This is a genomic window from uncultured Limnohabitans sp. (assembly GCF_937889215.1).
Taxonomy (GTDB): domain Bacteria; phylum Pseudomonadota; class Gammaproteobacteria; order Burkholderiales; family Burkholderiaceae_C; genus Limnohabitans_A.
On the sequence record NZ_CALBEX010000488.1, the window covers coordinates 1 to 3,799 of the forward strand.

A 3,799-nucleotide genomic window follows, 5' to 3' on the forward strand; every position below is an offset into this window, starting at 1 on the left:
TCTGCAGGAACTTTTCCATGTAGACCGCAGGATTGCCAAAGGCGGCCCCGGCCTCGGCTTTGGTCATTTGCACAGCATTGACGAGCGCGGCTTCGGTGTGCACCACCCGCATGCCTCGTCCACCACCGCCACCAGCAGCTTTGATGATCACGGGGTAGCCCACCGTCTTGGCAATGCGACGGATTTGAACCGGATCGTCAGGCAGTTCACCTTCTGAGCCAGGCACGCAAGGCACGCCAGCACGGATCATGGCTTGCTTGGCCGAGACCTTGTCACCCATGATGCGGATGGATTCGGGTGTAGGCCCAATGAACTGGAAACCACTTTTCTCGACCCGCTCAGCGAAGTCCGCGTTTTCACTCAAAAAACCATAGCCAGGGTGAATGGCTTCGGCATCGGTGACTTCGGCCGCCGAGATGATGGCGGGCATGTTGAGGTAACTCAAAGGTGAGGCAGCAGGCCCAATGCACACGGCCTCTTCGGCCAGCTTGACGTATTTGGCATCTCGGTCGGCTTCGGAGTACACCATGACCGCTTTGACGCCCAACTCTCGGCAAGCGCGTTGGATGCGCAAGGCGATTTCACCTCGGTTGGCGACCAGGATTTTCTTGAACATGAAATCCCCGTGATTTTATTCGACAACGAACAAAGGCTGACCGTATTCCACAGCCTGACCGTTTTCGCAGAGGATTTGCGTCACGGTGCCGGACTTGTCGGACTCGATCTCGTTGAGGATCTTCATGGCTTCGATGATGCACAAGGTGTCGCCTTCTTTGACCACCGAGCCGATTTGGATGAACGGAGCGGAACCGGGGCTGGAAGATCGGTAAAACGTGCCCACCATGGGCGACTTGACCACATGACCGACGGGCGCAGCCGCCACCACAGGGGCCTCAACGGGCGCAACAGCCGCTGCGACCGCAGGGGCGGCAGCCGCCGGAGGGGCGGATTGCATCACCACCGGCGCGGCCACACCCATGCTCTTGACAATGCGAACTTTGCCTTCGGCCTCGGTGATTTCCAGCTCCGAAACGTTCGAATCGGACACCAGGTCAATGAGTGTTTTGAGTTTGCGTAAATCCATAAATCCTCCGATGCTTTGAGCACATGTAATGGTTCGAATTTACACCAAATTTAAGCAACGCCGTCGAAATGCGCCATTTTGAGCGCCGCGCAGGCCTGCAACACACTGGCCTGAGCATGCCTGCTTGACGCGGGAGTGCTATTCTGAGTCTAGAGCCTCTTCAAAGGTTGGCATCACGCCATTGGTTCAGATCATCCCGCGTCAATTGCCCCATTTTTTGCCGCCAAATGCTGCCATCTGCTTTGAAAAACACCGTAAACGGCAAGCCACCGGCGGCATTGCCCAAAGACTTGGCCAGCGTTGTGCCCTCCAAGCCCGCCAAACCCACGGGAAAGCCCAGCGGGGTTTTGGACAGAAAGCGCCGCACAGCACTCGGCTGATCAATGGCCAAAGCGACCACTTGATGGCCTTTAGGGTTGTTTTCCCGCCAAAAGGTATCGATCATCGGCAACTCTTCGATACAGGGCGGACACCATGTAGCCCAAAAGTTCAACAACATAGGTTGCCCCTTCCATACCGCCATGGACAGGACTTCACCGGACGGACTTTCAAACTGCTGCGCCCAAAAAGGATGGTCCGCCGCATCGGCCACGTCCCGGGGCTCAAAACGCCACAATGCCGCCCCCACGCCCGCCACAGCCGCCACCGCACCCGCCCCTAACACCAGATTGCGCCTTGAAGCGCCAGAGCTTTGATTGTTCATGTGCAAATTGTCTTTCATGCCGCCAGCAGGCGCTCCAAAGCGGGCAAATCCCCTCGCGGTGAGCGGCCTTGCGCATCGGGCAGCAAGGCACCGCGCAGATCATCCAGATCGTAAATGCGCAGATGCACCCCCACATCTTCGTTCAACGCCTCACAAAAACTGTGCACGCTCAGCACCTCCACATCCGCGCCGTGCAGGCCCCGCACGGTTTGCGCTTCGTAGCGCTGGTTCTGGTTGATCAAGGCGATCTCGGCCGATTTGGGGTCGTCGCAAAACAAGGCCAAATCCACATCGCACAGGCGTGTGGCCCAGCCCTGCCAGACCGCGCCGCCCAGGTGCGGTCGAAATTCAGTCAGGCGCTGCATCCAGACCTTGGCCAATTCGCGAAAAGCCAGCAACTCACCAGGCTGCGTGTCGGCGCAAAACACGGCGATGTAGTCGCGCACTTCGGCCTCGACCACATCGTTGGTGGGCAAGGCGGTACGGCTGGGCAAGCCCAACTCTTTGAGGGCGCGGTGCTTGGCGGGGCCAAAAGCCAAGCCTTCTTCCACCACCAAACGGGCCGCGGTGGCTGCAATTTCAAGGGCAAAGTCATTCATGGGCACCGATTGTGACCCGCCCAAGGCGAGACCGAGCCGATGCCCCCTAAAATCCGGGCATGCATATACACATCCTGGGCATCTGTGGCACCTTCATGGGCGGCTTGGCCGCGCTGGCACGCGAAGCCGGCCATCAAGTCACCGGTTGCGACGCCGGCGTTTACCCGCCGATGAGCGACCAACTGCGTGCTTTGGGCATCGATCTGGTGGAAGGTTTTGGCACTGAGCAAATGGCCTTGAAGCCCGATGTGTACGTGATCGGCAACGTGGTCAGCCGCGCACGACTGCCCGACGGCAGCCCCAAATTTCCGCTGATGGAAGCCATTTTGGAAGAAGGCGCGCCTTACACCAGCGGCCCGCAGTGGCTGTCGGAACATGTCTTGCAAGGCAAGCATGTGCTGGCCGTGGCGGGCACCCATGGCAAAACCACCACCACCTCGATGCTGGCCTGGGTGTTGGAACAAGCCGGACTCGCCCCCGGCTTTTTGGTGGGCGGCGTGCCGCTGAACTTTGGCATCTCGGCGCGGCTCGGTGGAGGCCCATACTTCGTCATCGAAGCCGACGAATACGACACCGCTTTTTTCGACAAGCGCAGCAAGTTTGTGCACTACCGACCGCGCACCGCCATCCTCAACAACCTGGAATTCGACCACGCTGACATCTTTGACAACCTGAGCGCTATCGAGCGCCAGTTCCACCACCTCGTGCGCACCGTTCCCGGCTCGGGCCGGGTGGTAGTCAACGGCCTGGAGGAAAGCCTGACGCGTGTGCTCGGCCAAGGCTGCTGGAGCGAGGTGCGCAGTTTTGGCGCCGCCGTGAGCGACTTCGTGGCTGAGGGCGAGCCTGCGCAATTCAAAGTCTTGCAAGCCGGCAAAACGGTGGCCGAAGTGCAGTGGTCCATTGGCGGCGTGCACAACCAGCTCAACGCTTTGGCCACCATCGCCGCCGCCGAACATGTGGGTGTGAACCCGCGCGTAGCCGCACAGGCGCTGGCCAGCTTCGAAAACGTCAAGCGCCGCATGGAAGTGCGCGGCACCGTCAATGGCATCACCGTCTACGACGACTTCGCCCACCACCCCACCGCCATCCGCACCACCGTCAACGGCCTGCGCCGCCAGGTAGGTGAAGCCCGCATCCTCGCCATCTTCGAGCCACGCAGCAACACCATGAAGCTGGGCAGCATGAAAGAACAGTTGCCCTGGAGCCTGGAAGAAGCCGATCTGGCCTTTTGCCATTCGGGCGGACTGGGCTGGGATGCCACTGCGGCCCTAAGGCCCATGGGGGCCAGGATGCAAGTGGGTGCCAACATAGAAGAGGTGATTGCGCAGGTGCTGGCGCAAGTGCAGCCCGGCGACCACCTGCTGTGCATGAGCAACGGCGGCTTTGGCGGCGTACACGGCAAGCTGCTGGCGG

At 60.2% G+C, this 3,799-nt stretch carries 5 protein-coding genes; 1 reads left to right on the forward strand and 4 read right to left on the reverse strand.

What is annotated here, in order from left to right:
- The 4 genes from Q0341_RS12335 to Q0341_RS12350 all read right to left on the reverse strand — a co-directional run.
- The coding region (locus Q0341_RS12335; protein ID WP_299513771.1) for a biotin carboxylase N-terminal domain-containing protein at positions 1-616 on the reverse strand (616 nt) is incomplete at its 3' end.
- 15 nt (positions 617-631) lie between these two features.
- Positions 632-1,084, reverse strand: coding sequence for an acetyl-CoA carboxylase biotin carboxyl carrier protein (accB, locus tag Q0341_RS12340; protein ID WP_299513774.1), 453 nt, complete (start codon positions 1,082-1,084; stop codon positions 632-634).
- Between the two features lie 160 nt (positions 1,085-1,244).
- Entirely contained in the window at positions 1,245-1,787 is a 543-nt protein-coding gene (locus Q0341_RS12345; RefSeq protein ID WP_299513777.1) for a TlpA disulfide reductase family protein, read from the reverse strand.
- A gap of 14 nt (positions 1,788-1,801) precedes the next feature.
- Positions 1,802-2,386: a hypothetical protein gene (locus Q0341_RS12350; RefSeq protein WP_299513779.1), complete on the reverse strand. Its 585-nt coding sequence runs from the start codon at positions 2,384-2,386 to the stop codon at positions 1,802-1,804.
- A gap of 59 nt (positions 2,387-2,445) precedes the next feature.
- Between Q0341_RS12350 and mpl the strand changes: the two genes are divergently transcribed.
- Positions 2,446-3,799, forward strand: a 1,354-nt coding sequence (gene mpl / locus Q0341_RS12355; RefSeq protein ID WP_299513781.1) for a UDP-N-acetylmuramate:L-alanyl-gamma-D-glutamyl-meso-diaminopimelate ligase, incomplete at its 3' end; no start/stop codon positions are given.

Excerpts from the sequence above, each read along its gene's own strand:
- Q0341_RS12345 (WP_299513777.1), bottom strand. The coding sequence starts at position 1,787 with ATGAACAATCAAAGCTCTGGCGCTTCAAGGCGCAATCTGGTGTTAGGG.
- accB (WP_299513774.1), bottom strand. The coding sequence starts at position 1,084 with ATGGATTTACGCAAACTCAAAACACTCATTGACCTGGTGTCCGATTCG.
- Q0341_RS12350 (WP_299513779.1), bottom strand. The coding sequence starts at position 2,386 with ATGAATGACTTTGCCCTTGAAATTGCAGCCACCGCGGCCCGTTTGGTG.